A 17090-nucleotide genomic window follows, 5' to 3' on the forward strand; every position below is an offset into this window, starting at 1 on the left:
TCTTTCGTAAAGTTAAAACGTTTTCATGAATATTATAATCTTTTGAATTTAAATGTCTATACTTTTAAAATATAAAAGTTTTACTTTTCGGATTTTTGACACAAAAAAACCTTTTAAGATTCAACTTAAAAGGTTTTTCATCTCAAGCGAGCCATAACAGCCATAAATAGAGTCCGATCAGGGTGATAAATAACGTCGGAATGGTTAATATCAGACCTGTCTTGAAATACATTCCCCAGGAAATTTTCACGTTTTTCCGGCTCAGCACGTGGAGCCATAACAATGTCGCCAGCGATCCGATCGGCGTGATTTTCGGCCCGAGGTCCGAACCGATAACATTCGCGTAAATCAATGCTTCTCTCATCAGCCCGTGAGTGCCCGTTCCGCTGATGGCTATGGCGTCAATCATCACCGTCGGCAGGTTATTCATAACGGAGGAGAGAATCGCAGCGATAAACCCCATTCCGAGTGTGCCCGCAAACAAACCGTGATCCGCCGCTTTCTGAATAAGCTGAGAAAGAAGATCCGTCAGTCCGGCATTCCGCAAGCTGTACACGACAACATACATGCCGACAGAAAAAAACACGATGGCCCACGGGGCGTCCTTGATGACTTGTTTCGCAGGGACGGCGGGGCTTCGCTGCGCCAGAATGAGAAAAATGACCGCGATGGAGCCGGCAACGAAGGAAACGGGTATCGACAGCAGTTCGCTGACGAAATATCCGATCAATAAAACGGCCAGCACAGCCCACGATAACCGGAAAAGGCGTTCATCCTTAATCGCGGATGCCGGATGTTTCACAAGACCGGTGTCATACCGTTTCGGAATGTTTTTTCTGAAATAGAGATACAGCACCAAAATGCTTGCCGCCAGAGAAAAAAGGTTGGGCACCAGCATGCGTGATGCATATTCAATGTACCCGATATGAAAGTAATCGGCGGATACAATATTGACCAAATTGCTTACAACGAGCGGAAGCGAGGTGGTGTCGGCGATGAATCCTCCGGCGATAATAAACGGAAAAACCAGCTTTTCAGGTAAATTCAAAGCCCGCACCATCGCCAGTACGATCGGCGTCAAAATGAGCGCCGCTCCGTCATTGGCAAACAGGGCGGAGACAACAGCCCCTAAGACCGACACATAGAGAAACATCCGCAGCCCGCTGCCTTTGGCCGCCATGGCCATATGCAGCGCGGCCCACTCAAAAAAACCGATACTGTCAAGAATCAATGAAATGATAATAATGGCGATAAAGGCAAGTGTCGCATTCCAGACGATTCCCGTCACTTCCGCGATATCGTGCAGGCTGACTGCTCCGGCGATCAAAGCGAGGACCGCTCCGCCGCAGGCAGACCAGCCGATTGATACATGTTTCGGCTGCCATATGACAAACACAAGTGTCAGCACAAAAATCAGCGCTGATAAAACCGCAACTCCCAAGAATATATCCCCCTTACCGGCATGTAACAGTGACTTCTTTTTGCCGCAATGTCTGTAAAACTTCGTCCTTTTCATCTATCTGCTGCAGAATCGAGCAAATCAGCGCGTATTCCGGACCGGACGGATGAAAGGCATAGTACCGCCACTGGCCCTCGCGTCTCTCCCGCACAAGGCCGGCGTTCTTTAATTTCCGCAAGTGCTGGCTGATGCCGGGCTGACTTATATCAAAAATAGCCGTCAGCTCGCAGACACAATATTCCTTATCCTCCAGAAGCTTCAGCATCAAAAGCCTCGTCCGGTCGCTTAGAAGCTTGAGGCACTGGCTGATCCCTTCGGAACTTAAAGCATGATGCCGCCGTTCCATGCGCTCACTCCTTTTTCACACTATTATATAAGCAGATGTTTATATAAGTAAACGACAATATAAAAAAAGCCGGTCTTGCACTTTTTGCAAAACCGGCTCATGTTTATTTTTGGAACAGTTTTTTCGCTTCATCCATTGCTAATTTATTTCCCAGTGCTGAATAATCAAGCCAAGGCTGATCGGCAATTTTATAGACGTGGTTTGCTTTCACGGCCTTCAGCCCTTTCCATACAGCGCTTTTTTGCAATTCTTTATAGGCTTGCTGTGACTTGTCGTCTCTGTTAACGACGACGAAAATCGCATCTGCGTTGTAATCAGGCAGCACTTCTTGAGAAATGACTTCATAAGGGCGGGAAGTGTTCATTTCTTTAATGCCATCAGCCGGTTTCAGCTTCAGATCGTCAAACAGAATCGGTCCCATCGGGCGGCGTGTGCTGAAGACGCGAAGCTCTTTTGCGTTCACGCGGATCGCCATGACCTTGGCGTTTTTCCCTAATTCCTTATTCATCATGGATCTGACTTGTTTTGTTTCATCTTCGTAATCTTGAATAAATGTTTTCGCTTCTTTTTCACGGTTGACGATTTTTCCGATGTCTTTTAAATGATCGCGCCAAGTGCCTTTATCAAGGTCGAAAACGTGTGTGTTTCCGATTTTCTTGTATTTTGACACATCTTTTCCCGCAAATTCTTTATCAAGATAAATGTTGTCTGGATTCAGCTCAAGTAAAGCTTCCATATCCGGGTCTGAGGCAGGTCCGAGTTTTTTCGTGTCTTTCAGCTGATTTTTCACATGAGGGAGAAAATCTTTTAATTCTCCGCCCACGACGGAACCGGCAGGTGTAACGCCGAGAGCCAGCAGATCATTTGTCAGGTGAATGGACATCGAAGCGATTTTATGATCGCCGGATTTCTTTTTTGACTCCGGCTGTGTTGAATCAGATTGGCAGGCAGCCAATAAGAAAATACACATGAAACTGATGAGCGCAATTATTTTTTTCATGGGAATACTCCTTGTTTTATGATTTGATTTTCATGACGAGATAGAGAAAATACGGCGCGCCGATGGCTGCAGCAACCACGCCGGCCGGAATGGCGTTCGGCTGAAACAAAGACCGGCCGATAGTGTCTGCCGCGACAAGAATGACAAGTCCGATTAATCCTGCAATCGGAATAATATGCTGATGCATGGTGCCGACGAGCCGTCTTGCCAAGTGAGGGGCGGCAAAGCCGATAAAGCCGATTCCCCCGGCCATCGCAACGCTCGCGCAGGACAAGCCGACCGCTATGGCGATCAGCATGATCCTTTTTCTCTGCACGTGTGCGCCGAGCCCCGCGGCTGCCTGGTCACCGAGCATTAAAATATTCAAAGACCGGGCGTTCAGCCATGCAAGCGGTGCGAGAATGCCGATCCAGGGCCATAGCGACCACACGTGAATCCAATCCCTGCCCCAGACGTTTCCCACCAGCCAGCGGGAAGCGAATGTATAAGTTTCTTCATTCAGGCGCAGCGACATAAACAATGTAACGGCGCTGAAGCCCGCGGAAACGGCGATCCCGACTAACAGCATGCGGATCGTTAAAAAACCGTTCAGCCTGTCGTACGTAAGCACTACGATCAGCAGGGCGGCGAGTGTTCCGCCCGCAAACGTAAACAGCGGGATGAACATCGACGCCTGCGCCTCCAAGGAATGAAAGAATGTGATATACATCATCAAACCGAAGGAAGCGCCGGCATGCAGTCCGAGAATGCCCGGATCGGCAAGCGGATTTCGGGATACACCCTGCAAAATAGCGCCCGACACTCCTAAACCGATGCCGGCCAGCATCGTCACCAGAATCCGGGGAAGCCGGTAATCGAATAAAACGGTTGTGCTTTGAAACGTGCCGTATCCGAACAGCGTTTTTCCCACCGTGAGAGGAGAAAGCCGGAATGAGCCCGTATGCAGCCCGATCAGAATCATGCAAACGGCGATGACCAGCAGAATGAGTCCTGCCGCCGCCGCTTTTTTTGTTTCTTTCTGCACTTTCATTTATAAGTCTCTCCCTTCCTTGCGGGCAATATAAAGAAAGAAAGGGACACCGACAAGTGCGACCATAATGCCTATCGCCAATTCCCTCGGGGGACTGACCGTGCGTGAGGCCAGGTCAGCCAAAATCAATAGAATCGCGCCGAGTAACGCGGACATCGGAATAATCAGCCTGTACGTAACGCCGACGATCTTTCGCGCGATATGGGGAATGACCAGCCCGACGAAGCCGATCGCGCCGGCAGCGGAAACAGACACACCGGCAAGAACGACGGCGATCATTAATCCGGCGGCACGCGTCAGAGCCGTGTTCACCCCTAAATTCGCCGCCACGTCATTTCCCATTGAGAGAAGGGTGACGGACCGGCCCATGAATGTCGCGAGAATGATGAAGACCGCAATCACGGGAACAAGGACTTGTAAATGAGCCCACTTGATCCCTGACACCCCGCCGGCGTACCAGAAGGCCAAATCCTGGCTTAAATCGTAATAAATCGCCACACCGGTACTGAGTGAATGTAAAAGAGCGGCCACGACCGCCCCGGCAAGCGTCACCTTTAAAGGTGTCATGCTGCCTTTTCCCGCCGCACTGATAAAGAAAATCAAGCCGGTGCTTGCCAGTGCTCCCAAAAATGACATCACCATCAGCAGGGCGTATGACAAATGAGGGAAAAAAGCAAAACTGAGCGCAACAACAAACATGGCGCCCGCGTTTACGCCTAAGACACCCGAATCGGCAAGCGGATTTCTCGTGACACCCTGCATGAGGGCGCCGGCTGCGGCAAAAGCGGCTCCTGTAACGGCCGCCCCGAGCACCCTCGGAAGACGCAATTCATGAATGATCTGCTGGCCCGTTATGTTCGGATTGTAATCAGCAACAGCCGACCAAACCGTATGTAAAGTAATGTCTTTCGCGCCGAATGAGACGGCGAAAAAAATAGATACAAGCAGCCCGATCACCGCGATCAGGAAGAAAACCCCGTTTTTTAAGATGCTGATCAGACGGTTTGCGGACGTGACAGAATCGCTCAAAAATCAATTCACCTACTTTTATGATCATTGTCCGGTATTTATTGAATATGAGAATCATTTTCATTTGAACCATCATATTATACCGAGCCGATTTTCAAAACGCAATAGAGCGTTCAACAATGATGTCCTTTTTTTCTCTCATGTTTATATTGTAAAAAAGAAGTGAAAAACGTGAAAGAGGAAATAGCTATATTCAGAAAGGAGGGAGGCAAATGGCGGGAGAAGGAAAGCCTTTGCCGATTGAATTTTACCAGAGATCGTCAGTGGAGCTTGCCCCTTTATTGCTCGGCTGTCTCTTGGTGAAGGAGACGGACGAGGGAACGGCTTCAGGTTTTATCGTGGAAACGGAAGCTTATATGGGAGCGGATGACCGGGCGGCGCACAGCTTCGGCAACCGGCGCACGAAACGGACGGAAATTATGTTCCATGAGGCGGGCCGCATTTATACATACGTCATGCACACTCATACATTAATGAACGTCGTCGCCGCGGACATCGGCATTCCGCAGGCCGTGTTAATCAGGGCGGCGGAGCCTCATGAAGGACAGTTCCTGATGGAGAGCAGGAGACCGGGCAGACCCCCGAGAGAGTGGACAAACGGCCCGGGAAAACTGACGAAGGCGATGGGCATTTCAATGAACGACTACGGCGGCATGATCACGGAACCGCCGCTGTATATTACCGAGGGCTTTACGCCTGAACATATATCAACAGGCCCGAGAATCGGGATTGACAACAGCGGAGAAGCCCGGGATTATCCGTGGCGCTATTGGGTGACGGGGAACCGGTATGTCTCACGCTGACCATGTTTATAAACGCTGATAACAGGGGAAAGACAAGGTAAAAGAAAGGGGATTCAGACATTGAAAAAATTTTTCAAAACGATTATCAAATGGGCGCCCGTCATCTATCCGATCATCAGAAAAATCATAAAAGAACGGAAGGCATCTAAGCGGAACCGCATGTCCGCATCCCGAACAGCCGGCTGATCCGGCTGTTTTTTTACGGGCTTGGCATCGGATTGCCGCATTGACTTGAAATCCTTCCCATTATAGAATTTACATACATTTACCCCTTCCTCATTCTTTTTGCCCATTTTTCACGTCTGCATCTGATCTGATAGGAGGTTTTTCTCATGCTTCATGGGCGGCTTCGTGAACTTCTGCGCTTGCTTTTAGCTGCTGAAACACCGGTTACAAGCTCAGTCATCGCTGCAAATGTAAAGGTAACGACACGGACGGTCCGCAATGACATAAAGGAACTGCAAACCATTGTAGAAAAACACGGCGCATCCATTCAATCTGTCAGAGGGAGCGGCTATAAGCTGCTGATCCGGAATGAACAGCCGTTTAAAAACTGGCTTCAGGACAATTTCCAGCAGAACAGCACCGTGCCGATTTTTCCCGATGAACGGATAGATTACCTTATGAAAAGAATGCTTCTGACCGACGGCTACCTCAAGCTGGATGACTTGGCGGAAGAACTGTTCATCAGTAAATCCACACTTCAATCTGATTTAAAAGAAGTCAAAAAACGGCTCCGCCCCTATGACATCATTTTGGAAACAAGGCCGAACTACGGCTTTAAGCTGCGCGGCGAAGAGCTCCGCCTCCGTTATTGTATGGCCGAATACTTAGTGGACGACCGCGAGCCTGAGCCTGATCTCCTGAGTGAAAAGGCCGGTATTCTGCCGAAAGACGACATTCATGTGATCCGCACAGCCATTATGAAGCAGGTTCGAAACCATAAGATCCCGCTTTCTTTCTTCGGCCTGAACAATCTCATCATCCATATCGCCATTGCCTGCAAACGAATCCGGACAGAAAACTATGTATCTCTCATTCCGGAAGATCTTCATGATATTAAGCTTGAAACAGAATATCAGTCAGCGGAAGCCATCGTAAAAGAGCTTGAATCTGCGCTTTCGGTCACCTTTCCCGAACAGGAAACCGCCTATATCGCCATTCACCTGCTCGGGACAAAGCGCATGACCCAGTCACAACTGGAAGGAAAAGAGCTTACAAGGCTGATAGACGGAGAAACAAGCCGTTTGACGGAGGCCATGATTGAAGCCATTGAGCGGGAGCTGAAGCTCGGAATCACGGACGACAATGAGCTGAAAGCGGGTCTTGCGCTCCACATCAAGCCGGCGATTAACCGAAACCGGTACGGAATGAACCTGAGAAACCCGATGCTCTCCGCCATAAAGGAAAATTATCCGCTCGCATTTGAAGCGGGAGTGATTGCGGGAATCGTGATCAAGGAGCAAACCGGCATTGATATTCATGAGAATGAGATCGGATATTTGGCGCTTCATTTCGGAGCCGCCATTGAAAGGAGAAAGACGGAACGGCCGCCTAAGCGCTGTCTGATTGTCTGTGCGTCCGGCGCCGGCAGCGCACAGCTTTTAAGAGAAAAGCTCCGTTCCCGGTTCGCAAAGCGTCTTGAAATCGTCGGAACGGCTGATTACTGCAGCCTTGACCAGCTTTCCTTTGAGTCGATTGATTTTGTGGTCAGCACAGTGCCGATCAAAAAAGACCTGCCCGTTCCCGTATTAAAGGTTCAGACGCTGTTGGGCGGCGGGGATTTTACAAAAATCGACGCCATGCTGGAAGAAAAGCGGGAACAATTGAACTTTCTGAAACCGGAGCTGGTATTTTTGCAGCAGGATCTGGAGACGAAGGAGGACGTCATCCGTTTTCTCGGACAGCAGGTTGCAGAAGCCGGCCTCGCTTCTGATTCTCTGACCGATTCTATTTTTGAAAGGGAAGCGATTTCTCCTACGAGTTTCGGCAATCTTACGGCGATTCCGCACCCGCTCGTTCCGCAGACAGACACGACGTTTTGGGCGGTATGCACGCTGAAGAAGCCGATTGACTGGGCGGATAAGCGTGTCCAATTTGTCTGCCTGCTCTGCGTCGAGAAAGAAAGCAAAGCCGACCTCCAGCATATGTACAAATGGCTCGGCGGGATGTTAGATGATCCGGCCGCGGTAAGCCGTCTCTTAAAATGCACAACCTATCAGGAGGTTTTACGAGTATTCAGAGACAAACGATCAGAGAAAGACCGGGATACACCTTTTTTCCGTTAGCAGCGGAAAAAGCCTGAGTAGTTATGAAAGCGATTTCATAATATGATGGTACTAACATCGAGACATACAAAATATCAAACTTTCAGGAGGTCTTTTACATGAATATATTACTCGTTTGCGCAGCAGGGATGTCAACAAGCTTACTCGTCACCAAGATGGAAAAAAGCGCGCAGGAACAAGGAAAAGAATATAAAATCTGGGCGGTGTCAGGCGATTCAGTCAACCAGCATATTGATAAAGCGGACGTATTGCTGCTTGGGCCTCAAGTCCGTTATTTGCTTCCGCAGCTGAAAAAATTGGGTGAATCAAAAGGAGTGCCGGTTGAAGTCATCAATACCGTCCATTACGGCACGTGCAACGGAGCGGAGGTTCTGAAATCAGCGGAACAGCTCGGAAACGCATCGTAGAAAGGGGCGGGCCGTGTGAATAAGGTGAACCAGTTTTTAGAAGAGAAAGTCATGCCCATTGCCGGAAAAATTGCCTCCCAGCGGCATCTGCAAGCATTGCGTGACGGGATCATCCTCACCATGCCGCTTATCATCATCGGTTCGTTTTTTCTGATCATCGGCAACCTGCCGATTCCGGGATATGCGGATTTCATGGCAAAGACGTTCGGAAGCGCCTGGTCTCAAAAACTGCAATATCCGGTTGATGCGACCTTTGAAATCATGGGTCTTGTCGCCGCTTTCGGAATCGCCTACCGCCTGGCCGAAAAATACGGGGTGGACGCTTTATCGGCCGGTGCGATATCTTTGGCGGCGTTTCTCTTGGCAACGCCGTACAAAGTTCCGTTTCTGCCTTCCGGCGCCAAAGAGGAAATCATGGTGGGCGGCGGCATCCCGCTGTCTCTCATGGGAAGCAAAGGGCTGTTTGTCGCGATGATCATCGCCATGCTGTCGACGGAAATTTACCGCCTGATCATCCAGCGGAATTTCGTCTTCAAAATGCCGGACGGCGTGCCTCCGGCGGTCAGCAAATCATTTGTCGCTTTAATTCCCGGCTTTGCCGTCATCTTTCTGATCTGGGGCGCGCGTTTAATTGTCGAAGCGACGCCGTTTGAAAGCCTTCATAACATTGTAAGCGTTGTACTGGGGACGCCGCTCTCGATTCTTGGGGGAAGTCTCGGCGGAAGCCTGATAGCCGAAGCGGTTCAAATGCTCTTGTGGGCGTGCGGATTACACGGGGCGAACATAGTCGGCGGCGTCATGGCGCCGATCTGGTTCGGAGCGATGGATGCCAACCGGATTGCGTTTCAGGCGGGCGATGCGCTTCCGAATATTTTCACCCAGCAGTTTTTTGAAATCTGGATCAACATCGGCGGAAGCGGCGCGACACTGGCGCTCGTGGTCACCATGTTTCTCCGTTCGCGAAGCAAGCAGATGAAGCAGCTTGGGAAACTCGCCATCGGGCCGGCCGTCTTTAATATTAATGAGCCGATTATTTTCGGAATGCCGATCGTCATGAACCCGATGCTTCTCATTCCGTTCATTATCACACCGCTTGTCACACTGGTCTTTACCTATATCGGCATGAGCACCGGCCTCGTCGCCAAACCTGCCGGCATTGCCGTCCCATGGACGATGCCGCCGATTTTCTCCGGCTATCTTGCCACGGGCGGAAAAATATCAGGGGCTGTCATGCAGGCGATTAATATCATCACAGCCTTTATCGTGTACTATCCGTTCTTCAGAATGTGGGATTCGCAAAAGCTGAAAGAAGAAAACGAACTTGAACAATCGCAGGCGCCAGCCGTACAGGGAGACGAAAAAGCCGTGCTGTAGAGAAAGGGAGTGAAACACATGAATGAAAAAATGGAACAGACCATTTTTCAGATCATCCTGCATGGCGGCAACGGCAGAAGTGCATCAATGGAAGCCATTGCCGCCGCAAAGCGGGGGGACAGAGCCATGGCGGAAGAAAAGCTTCAGGAAGCCGCAAGGGAACTGACCGAAGCCCATCATTATCAGACAGAATTGATCCAAAATGAAGCCGGCGGAGAAAAAACAGACATGACGCTTTTGATGGTGCATGCGCAAGATCATTTAATGAATGCCATGACCGTGAAAGACTTGGCCGCTGAGTTAGTTGAGATTTACGAAAAAGTGAGTCTGCAAGGGGGAGCAAAAATATGACAAAAGGAATTAAAATTGTAACGATCGGCGGAGGTTCAAGCTATACACCGGAGCTTGTGGAAGGCATCATTAAGCGCTATGAAGAACTGCCTGTCAGAGAATTATGGCTCGTCGACATTCCTGAAGGCGAGAAAAAACTCAATATCGTCGGCACGCTTGCAAAACGCATGGTCGAAAAAGCGGGTGTTCCGATAGAGATTCACCTGACGCTTGATCGGAGAGAAGCCTTGAAGGATGCGGATTTCGTAACGACTCAATTCCGCGTCGGCCTTCTTGAGGCCCGCGCCAAAGACGAACGGATTCCGTTAAAATACGGCGTAATCGGACAGGAGACAAACGGTCCAGGCGGTTTATTCAAAGGGCTGCGCACCATCCCGGTTATTCTGGAAATCGCGAAAGACATCGAAGAGCTTTGTCCGAATGCATGGCTCGTGAATTTCACAAACCCTGCCGGCATGGTTACCGAGGCCTTGCTCCGCTACTCGAATCTCACAAAAGTCGTCGGCCTCTGCAATGTGCCGATCGGCATTAAAATGGGCGTCGCAAAAGCATTGGATGTGGATGTCAGCCGGATCGAAGTGCAATTTGCCGGGCTGAATCACATGGTCTTCGGATTAGATGTTTTCTTAGACGGCGTCAGCGTGAAAGATCAAGTCATTGAAGCCATGGGAGACCCGGAAAACGCCATGACGATGAAAAATATTTCAGGCGCGGAATGGGAGCCTGAATTCCTGAAGGCGCTCGATCTGATTCCTTGCGGCTACCACCGCTATTATTTCAAAACGAAAGAAATGCTCGAGCATGAAATAGAAGCGTCACAGACGGAGGGCACACGCGCCGAGGTTGTACAGAAGGTTGAGAAAGAACTGTTCGAACTGTACAAAGATCCGAATCTCGCCATCAAACCGCCGCAGCTTGAAAAACGGGGCGGAGCGTACTACAGTGACGCGGCCTGCAACCTGATCAGCTCCATCTATAACGACAAACATGATATCCAGCCCGTCAATACAATAAACAACGGCGCGATCGCCAGCATTCCGAATGACTCAGCGGTCGAAGTGAACTGTGTCATGACGAAAGACGGTCCGAAACCGATCGCCGTCGGTGATCTGCCGGTGTCTGTCCGCGGACTCGTCCAGCAAATCAAATCATTTGAGCGCGTCGCCGCTGAAGCAGCCGTCACGGGAGATTATCAAACGGCGCTACTTGCGATGACGATCAACCCTCTCGTCCCGTCAGACTCCGTGGCAAAGGCCATTCTGGATGAAATGCTTGAGGCCCACAAAGAACATCTGCCTCATTTCTTTAAGTCGATTGAAGCATAAGAGCAGTAAAAAAAACCCGGATTCGCTTCCGGGTTTTTTGCTTATTTTGATTCGCTTAGTGAGGCGACTTCTGTCGTCCAGCCGAACACGTCGGCTTCCGCGCCTTTTTGAATGCCTGTAATGGTATCGTACAATTTCTTCGAGATCTCTCCGGTTTCACCGCTGCCGATGACAAGACTTTCATCATTCCAGATCAGTTCGCCGACCGGAGAAATGACCGCCGCCGTACCGGTTCCGAATGTTTCTTCCAATCGGCCGTCACGATGCGCCTGAATGATTTCATCGATCGAAATCTTTCGCTCAGACACAGTCAGCCCCCAATGTTTGAGAAGGGTGATGACGGAATTTCTCGTAATTCCTTCAAGAATGCTTCCGTTCAGCTCCGGCGTCACGATTTCGCCGCTGATTTTGAAGAAGATGTTCATGCTGCCGACTTCTTCGATGTATTTTTTCTCAATGCCGTCAAGCCATAAAACTTGGGAAAACCCCTTCTCTTCCGCAACCTGCTGCGCTTTCAGGCTTGATGCGTAGTTGCCGGCGGTTTTCGCGTTTCCGGTGCCGCCTTTGACGGCGCGCACGAATTCGTTTTCCACGGCGATTTTTACCGGTTTAATGCCTTCTTTGTAATAAGAGCCGACCGGGGAAAGAATGATAAACAGCTTGTACGTATGGGATGCCGCTACACCGAGGAAAGGCTCAGTCGCAATAATAAACGGACGGATATAAAGGGAAGTGCCTTCCGCTTTCGGAATCCAGTCTTTGTCGATGGCTACGAGCTGTTTCAGGCCTTCAAGAACAAGCTCTTCATCAATGAGCGGGATGCAAAGGCGGTCATTTGACTGGTTCAGGCGCTCCATATTTTTCTCCGGTCTGAACAGAAGCACTTCCTGATCCTTCGTTACATACGCTTTAAGCCCTTCAAAAACGGTTTGGCCGTAATGATAAACCATGGCCGCAGGGTCCATTGAGATGGACTGATAAGGGATAATTCTCGGATCGTACCAGCCTTGATCGGCATCGTAATCCATAACAAACATATGGTCGGTGAAAATTCTGCCGAACGCAAGGTCATGGGGGTCCGGTTTCGGTTTTTTGGCTGAAGTCAATTCAACACGAATATCTTGTTTCATAATGTTCTGTCTCCCTATTGGTGTTATTGTCAAACTTATTTGAAAATAATTTATATTCTATTGTATACCTTCAACAAATATTCGCAATAGTTTTCCTCAAATTTGTGAAAAAATCAAATCACATAAAAAGCAGGGGAGAGAATGCCCCCTGCGTGTTCGTTTTTACGTATTCTGTCATCACCGTGCTCAGTGAACCGTCACCTTGCCGTTTTTGTAAAACTGCTCCATTGCTTTATCGACGTACACCCAGCCCTTCCAGGCGATATGGATGGTGTCTTTCATAAAGTACGGATCATATTCGTGCCCGGATAAGTCGGCAACCTGAAAGCCTTTCGCTTTAATTTGCTTAGTGACTTTTTTGTAGTAATCAGTCCGGCCTTTTTTCGGGAAGCCGGTGTAGTCATACCATTTTCCGTTGACCGGAATAACCACGAACATCGGCTCAGCGCCGGCATCTTTCAGAATGTCCAGCATATCCGCAAAGTCGTGATATTCGACTGATTTGGCGTATGTTCTTCCTTTGTTGATTCCTTTCACTCTCTTTACTTTCTTCTTAATCTTTTTATAAGAAGCGTCATCGATATAGAAAGGATTGGACTTGGAGCTCCGTTCTCCTAATTGAGCGGCAGCTGTTTTTAACTCTGACCACGATTTCCCTTTCAGGTTTTCAGAGATCGTCCGTTCAGGGCCCTTGGTTTCTCTCATTGAATAATAAAGATCTTTTTTCTCAAGCAGAGAATAATAAGCTTTGGCAGCCGGCATGACCGCTTTCACTTTCCATGATTGTCCGTTGACCATTCCCTTGTATAATTCAGAAAGGACGGCATCATGCTGAACGACTTTAAAACGGAGCATGCGCTTCATCATGTTCTTTTTGACCGCGGGATCAATCTGGTTATTAAATGCTAAATCCAATGCCTGAAGTGATGAAAAATTCGGCGCAAAGTGCTGTTCATCAGAACCTTTTTTGATAAACCATTGCGGAGAAACAATGAATACCAGCTTTTTGCCCTTCAGCTGCTGATAATGCGCCGCAAAGTTTACGGCGTGTATCAAGGATTGGTCCCCGCCTTTTCCGACAAGATAAGGCGTAAAGCCTTGGTTGTTCACTTGGAAATAGTTGGACGGGTGAAACTCATCCAGTCTTGAAAGCTCGGAAGAACCGAAAATCGGCATATACTTCGAGTCTTCGAACATTTTATTTTGCAGATAGAGCCCCTGGAACATATTCGGATTTAAGGCTGCCGCCGACTCTTCGACACGTTTTTCAGGAATGAAGCGCGTAAGCCATGAAGCCGGAACTGCGATAGCTCCGACAAACAGGACGAACGCTAAAATAATTGGTCCAAAGAAACGCTTTTTCATTTACTTCAACTCAGTCAGTTTGTTTACAATGTTGTTTGGCGTATTCCACTCGTCACGGTCAAATTCAGTGATCGGCACTGTAATGCCGAAGCGGTTTTCGATGGCGACAAGCAGTTCTACAGTTCCGAAAGAATCAAGCAGTCCTTCTTCAAAGATTTCAATATCAGGATTTTCTTTCACAGCGTCCTCCTGACAAACTTCAGCTAATACGTCTAATACTTCCTGTTTAAATTCCATGTGTTTTCAATCTCCTTTAGTGATGAAATGGTTTTCCTGAGAAAATATAAAATCCGAAACATACGAAATGGAATGTGATGACGATGGCTAAAAAGGCCGTAAAACGATTGGCGGGCAGCCATTTGTATTTCTTATTCCATTTCTCAAAAAAGTTATACCCGGTCATTAATACGGCGTGGTACAGGCCGTATACAATATATTGCAGGGCGAGTCCGTGCCAGACGCCCATCAGCATGAACAGCAGGAAATACCCGATGTTCGAGACGGCCATCCGGTTCTTTATCCATTTTTTCTTTGTCATCCAGAAAACAAAGCGCATAAATACGTAGTCTCTGAACCAGAAGGATAAGGACATGTGCCAGCGGTTCCAGAAGTCTTTAATGTTTTTGCTGATAAACGGCTTATTAAAGTTTTCCGGAGATTTGATACCCATGATATAGCTTACACCGACGGCAAACATCGTGTAACCCGCAAAATCAAAAAACAGGTACAAGCTGTATCCGTACATGTACAGCACATTACCCCACAGTTTGCTGTGGGTGATATGAGACAGATTCATAATGAAATACGTGTTAATCGCATATCCGATAATGAATTTGTATAAGAAACCGATAAAAATTTTATGAATGCCGGTATACAGTAAATCAGCGTATTCACCCTTTGTCCATACTTTCTGTTCGTCCTTGGCAAATCTGCGGTATCTGTCGATCGGACCGGAAGAAATGGTCGGGAAAAACATAATAAAGTACAAAAGGCGGTGAAGCGGCATTTTTTCTTTAATCAGTCCGTCTCTCGTTTCCATGATCAGCTGGACGCCTTTAAATGTCAAATAAGAAATTCCTAAGAAACTGATCAGGTTATGAACCGGGTGATGAGGCGCCGGCGGAAAGAAAAACGGCCATAATTTAGATAAAAACAGGGGTAAAATGGACGCGATTACGGCCATACTGAAGACAAAGCCGCTGTTGGCTTTCAGTCTGTAAGCGAGATAACCCCTGATTAAAAGCACCTGCCACAGCGTAAAGATACATAGTGCGATCACGCCGTGCAGATCATGCGCGAAAATCAAAGCCAATACGATGATGGATATAAACATGTTGTATCCTTGGAATCTCTTGCCGTTCAGCCCTAAAATAATCGTCGGCAAAAGAAGGATTCCAAGTAAGATAAAGAAGAAAAACGAGCTGTAAGGCGTCATACAAGAACCTCTTCGCCAATGCGTTTACGGTCGATTTTTCCGTTCGCAGTCATTTGAATGTGATCCTGATAAATGAATTTTCTCGGAATCATGTAGGCCGGAAGCGAAGCGGCCAGTTCTTTCTTAATGGCGCTTGTCAGCTGGAATTCTTTTTCAAAATCGTGTTTTTCAGGCACGATGGCGGCAATTAAATATTCGACAGGTCCGTTAGGCTGATACGGGATGACAACCGCCGTGCGCACATATTGAGACTGCCTTACATGTACTTCGATTTCCTCCAGCTCCATGCGGTAGCCGTGAAGCTTAATCTGGAAATCAAGGCGTCCTTGGCAGAAAATCTGACCATCCTGAACATAACCGGCATCACCCGTGTGATATGCCCACTGGCCGTCGATCGGGAAAAACGCTTTTTCCGTCAGAGAAGGCTCTCCGAGATAGCCTTTGCTCACGCTCGGGCCCGCGATGATGATTTCCCCTTTTTCTCCGTCCGGAAGCTTATTCCCGTTTTCATCCATGATGAAGATATCCATATCGGGTTTTGCAAAACCGACAGGCAGAGATTCATGTTCATCGATGATCTGCTGCGTAATTTCAACGGAGGTGACGGCAACCGTTGTTTCAGTCGGGCCGTATGTATTGAATACGCGCGCCTTCGGAAAACGGTTTAACAGTTCCTGTGCCACGGCAGCCGGAAGCGCTTCTCCGCAAAACATAAATACTTCTGCCTCAGGCAGGAGCTCCTGCGTAAAGCCGGGGTCCATCAGACACATTTGGACGAAAGACGGCGTCGATGTCCAGACGTTCAGTTTGGATTTCTCCAATTCTTCAAATAGTACTTTCGGTTTATTGATTTTGTCTTTCGTTACGCAGTGCAGCGTACCTCCCGTTTGAAGCGAAGGGAAAATGTCCATGACAGATAAATCAAAAGAAAACGGCGCTTGGTTTAAGAAAGTCTTACCCTCGCCCACAGGAAAATCCCTGCAGATCCAGTCAGTGAAGCTTTGCAGGTTATCAGCCGATATCTGCACGCCCTTCGGATTTCCCGTGCTGCCGGACGTGTAAATAATGTAAAACGTGTCCAGCTCTTTTACCCAGTTCTCACGGCTGAGGTCTGCATCTCCGTCAGCTGCAAGCTCTTCGGGCGTAACGGTTTTAATCAGATTGCTTCCCGTATCGACTGCATCGCCCGATACGCTGATAAGCAGCTCTGCGCCTGAGCTTTCAATGATTTTGACGATCCGCTCCGCCGGAATGGAAACATCGACAGGGATGTAAGGGCGGCCCGCTTTGACGCTTCCTAAGAAAGAAACGATCATATTCGGCTCCATATGTCCGTAAACCAGGACAGGCGCTTTCGAACCGTCAGCTGTATGTTTTTGAATGCCGGACGCAACCCGCTCCGACAAATCCCATAATTCCCCGTAAGTGAGGGAATGATCTAAGGAACGAAACGCTTCGGCCTGCGGCTTGGCGTCTGCGTATGTTTTTATAGCATCAAGTAGTTTCATAGTTATCCTCCCCGATTAGAAATCGTTGTAAATATAAGTGCCGGTATTCGCTGTATGAAATCCATACATCCAAAAGAGCAATACTAATATCAGAAAATAAAAGCCCGTATGAAACGTCCATTTGATCAATGTATTTTCATAAGCACGTTTTAATTTTTGCATCATATTCAAAATTCCTTCCCCGCGTATTCAATAATTACACCAGTATATGACGATTAGATTAACAAAAAGTTTCAAAAT

18 protein-coding genes are annotated in these 17090 nt (G+C 48.3%); 7 read left to right on the forward strand and 11 right to left on the reverse strand.

Features of this window, described 5'->3' with window-relative positions:
* Positions 1 to 142: 142 nt before the first annotated feature.
* The 5 genes from SB724_RS13880 to SB724_RS13900 all read right to left on the reverse strand — a co-directional run bounded on the left by SB724_RS13880 (position 143) and on the right by SB724_RS13900 (position 4834).
* A complete protein-coding gene (locus tag SB724_RS13880; protein ID WP_032875696.1) occupies positions 143 to 1441 on the reverse strand; it encodes an arsenical efflux pump membrane protein ArsB in 1299 nt (432 codons plus the stop codon).
* Positions 1442 to 1454: 13 nt separating this feature from the next.
* Positions 1455 to 1805 (reverse strand): ArsR/SmtB family transcription factor, encoded by a 351-nt coding sequence (locus SB724_RS13885; protein WP_410571577.1) that lies wholly within the window; start codon positions 1803 to 1805, stop codon positions 1455 to 1457.
* Positions 1806 to 1908: 103 nt separating this feature from the next.
* Entirely contained in the window at positions 1909 to 2805 is an 897-nt protein-coding gene (locus SB724_RS13890; RefSeq protein ID WP_007614657.1) for an ABC transporter substrate-binding protein, read from the reverse strand.
* Positions 2806 to 2821: 16 nt separating this feature from the next.
* Positions 2822 to 3835: a FecCD family ABC transporter permease gene (locus tag SB724_RS13895; protein ID WP_410571578.1), complete on the reverse strand. Its 1014-nt coding sequence runs from the start codon at positions 3833 to 3835 to the stop codon at positions 2822 to 2824.
* Complete coding sequence (locus SB724_RS13900) at positions 3836 to 4834, reverse strand: FecCD family ABC transporter permease (protein WP_042635747.1); 999 nt, start codon at positions 4832 to 4834, stop codon at positions 3836 to 3838.
* A gap of 242 nt (positions 4835 to 5076) precedes the next feature.
* Between SB724_RS13900 and SB724_RS13905 the strand changes: the two genes are divergently transcribed.
* The 7 genes from SB724_RS13905 (at position 5077) to licH (ending at position 11412) form a co-directional block, all read left to right on the forward strand.
* Positions 5077 to 5667, forward strand: coding sequence for a DNA-3-methyladenine glycosylase (locus SB724_RS13905; RefSeq protein WP_410564165.1), 591 nt, complete (start codon positions 5077 to 5079; stop codon positions 5665 to 5667).
* Between the two features lie 51 nt (positions 5668 to 5718).
* Positions 5719 to 5853: a hypothetical protein gene (locus tag SB724_RS13910; RefSeq protein ID WP_369719122.1), complete on the forward strand. Its 135-nt coding sequence runs from the start codon at positions 5719 to 5721 to the stop codon at positions 5851 to 5853.
* Between the two features lie 146 nt (positions 5854 to 5999).
* Positions 6000 to 7955, forward strand: a complete 1956-nt coding sequence (licR, locus tag SB724_RS13915; RefSeq protein WP_007614653.1) for a transcriptional regulator LicR — start codon at positions 6000 to 6002, stop codon at positions 7953 to 7955.
* A gap of 98 nt (positions 7956 to 8053) precedes the next feature.
* Entirely contained in the window at positions 8054 to 8362 is a 309-nt protein-coding gene (gene licB, locus SB724_RS13920; protein ID WP_003150863.1) for a PTS lichenan transporter subunit IIB, read from the forward strand.
* 15 nt (positions 8363 to 8377) lie between these two features.
* The gene (gene celB / locus SB724_RS13925; RefSeq protein WP_032875716.1) at positions 8378 to 9736 is read left to right on the forward strand and encodes a PTS cellobiose transporter subunit IIC; all 1359 of its coding nucleotides are present in this window, start codon (positions 8378 to 8380) and stop codon (positions 9734 to 9736) included.
* An 18-nt stretch (positions 9737 to 9754) separates the two neighbouring features.
* Entirely contained in the window at positions 9755 to 10087 is a 333-nt protein-coding gene (gene licA / locus SB724_RS13930) for a PTS lichenan transporter subunit IIA (protein ID WP_003150867.1), read from the forward strand.
* Positions 10084 to 11412 carry a 6-phospho-beta-glucosidase LicH gene (licH, locus tag SB724_RS13935; RefSeq protein WP_003150870.1) on the forward strand — a complete coding sequence of 443 codons (1329 nt, stop codon included), beginning with the start codon at positions 10084 to 10086 and terminating at the stop codon, positions 11410 to 11412. Before licA ends, licH begins: the two co-directional genes overlap by 4 nt.
* Before the next feature lie 41 nt (positions 11413 to 11453).
* Here licH and SB724_RS13940 read toward each other — a convergent pair whose 3' ends face one another.
* From SB724_RS13940 to SB724_RS13965, 6 genes are all read right to left on the reverse strand, one after another.
* On the reverse strand, positions 11454 to 12545 hold the full coding sequence (locus tag SB724_RS13940; protein WP_025650062.1) for a branched-chain amino acid aminotransferase: 1092 nt from the start codon (positions 12543 to 12545) through the stop codon (positions 11454 to 11456).
* 183 nt (positions 12546 to 12728) lie between these two features.
* Entirely contained in the window at positions 12729 to 13907 is a 1179-nt protein-coding gene (gene dltD / locus SB724_RS13945; RefSeq protein WP_410571580.1) for a D-alanyl-lipoteichoic acid biosynthesis protein DltD, read from the reverse strand.
* Positions 13908 to 14144 carry a D-alanine--poly(phosphoribitol) ligase subunit 2 gene (gene dltC, locus SB724_RS13950; RefSeq protein ID WP_003150875.1) on the reverse strand — a complete coding sequence of 79 codons (237 nt, stop codon included), beginning with the start codon at positions 14142 to 14144 and terminating at the stop codon, positions 13908 to 13910.
* A 16-nt stretch (positions 14145 to 14160) separates the two neighbouring features.
* The gene (dltB, locus tag SB724_RS13955) at positions 14161 to 15342 is read right to left on the reverse strand and encodes a D-alanyl-lipoteichoic acid biosynthesis protein DltB (protein WP_012118762.1); all 1182 of its coding nucleotides are present in this window, start codon (positions 15340 to 15342) and stop codon (positions 14161 to 14163) included.
* A complete protein-coding gene (gene dltA / locus SB724_RS13960; RefSeq protein WP_007614638.1) occupies positions 15339 to 16850 on the reverse strand; it encodes a D-alanine--poly(phosphoribitol) ligase subunit DltA in 1512 nt (503 codons plus the stop codon). Before dltA ends, dltB begins: the two co-directional genes overlap by 4 nt.
* A gap of 15 nt (positions 16851 to 16865) precedes the next feature.
* A complete protein-coding gene (locus SB724_RS13965) occupies positions 16866 to 17015 on the reverse strand; it encodes a teichoic acid D-Ala incorporation-associated protein DltX (protein ID WP_003150882.1) in 150 nt (49 codons plus the stop codon).
* Positions 17016 to 17090 lie beyond the last annotated feature (75 nt).

Source organism: Bacillus sp. SIMBA_031, from assembly GCF_046535225.1.
Classification (GTDB): domain Bacteria; phylum Bacillota; class Bacilli; order Bacillales; family Bacillaceae; genus Bacillus; species Bacillus velezensis.

What these genes read in the sequence shown, in the direction of transcription:
- SB724_RS13965 (WP_003150882.1), bottom strand. Translation starts at nt 17,015, where the DNA reads ATGATGCAAAAATTAAAACGTGCTTATGAAAATACATTGATCAAATGG.
- dltD (WP_410571580.1), bottom strand. Translation starts at nt 13,907, where the DNA reads ATGAAAAAGCGTTTCTTTGGACCAATTATTTTAGCGTTCGTCCTGTTT.
- SB724_RS13905 (WP_410564165.1), top strand. Translation starts at nt 5,077, where the DNA reads ATGGCGGGAGAAGGAAAGCCTTTGCCGATTGAATTTTACCAGAGATCG.
- licH (WP_003150870.1), top strand. Translation starts at nt 10,084, where the DNA reads ATGACAAAAGGAATTAAAATTGTAACGATCGGCGGAGGTTCAAGCTAT.
- SB724_RS13890 (WP_007614657.1), bottom strand. Translation starts at nt 2,805, where the DNA reads ATGAAAAAAATAATTGCGCTCATCAGTTTCATGTGTATTTTCTTATTG.
- licR (WP_007614653.1), top strand. Translation starts at nt 6,000, where the DNA reads ATGCTTCATGGGCGGCTTCGTGAACTTCTGCGCTTGCTTTTAGCTGCT.
- SB724_RS13885 (WP_410571577.1), bottom strand. Translation starts at nt 1,805, where the DNA reads ATGGAACGGCGGCATCATGCTTTAAGTTCCGAAGGGATCAGCCAGTGC.
- dltA (WP_007614638.1), bottom strand. Translation starts at nt 16,850, where the DNA reads ATGAAACTACTTGATGCTATAAAAACATACGCAGACGCCAAGCCGCAG.
- SB724_RS13895 (WP_410571578.1), bottom strand. Translation starts at nt 3,835, where the DNA reads ATGAAAGTGCAGAAAGAAACAAAAAAAGCGGCGGCGGCAGGACTCATT.
- licA (WP_003150867.1), top strand. Translation starts at nt 9,755, where the DNA reads ATGAATGAAAAAATGGAACAGACCATTTTTCAGATCATCCTGCATGGC.
- dltB (WP_012118762.1), bottom strand. Translation starts at nt 15,342, where the DNA reads ATGACGCCTTACAGCTCGTTTTTCTTCTTTATCTTACTTGGAATCCTT.
- licB (WP_003150863.1), top strand. Translation starts at nt 8,054, where the DNA reads ATGAATATATTACTCGTTTGCGCAGCAGGGATGTCAACAAGCTTACTC.
- dltC (WP_003150875.1), bottom strand. Translation starts at nt 14,144, where the DNA reads ATGGAATTTAAACAGGAAGTATTAGACGTATTAGCTGAAGTTTGTCAG.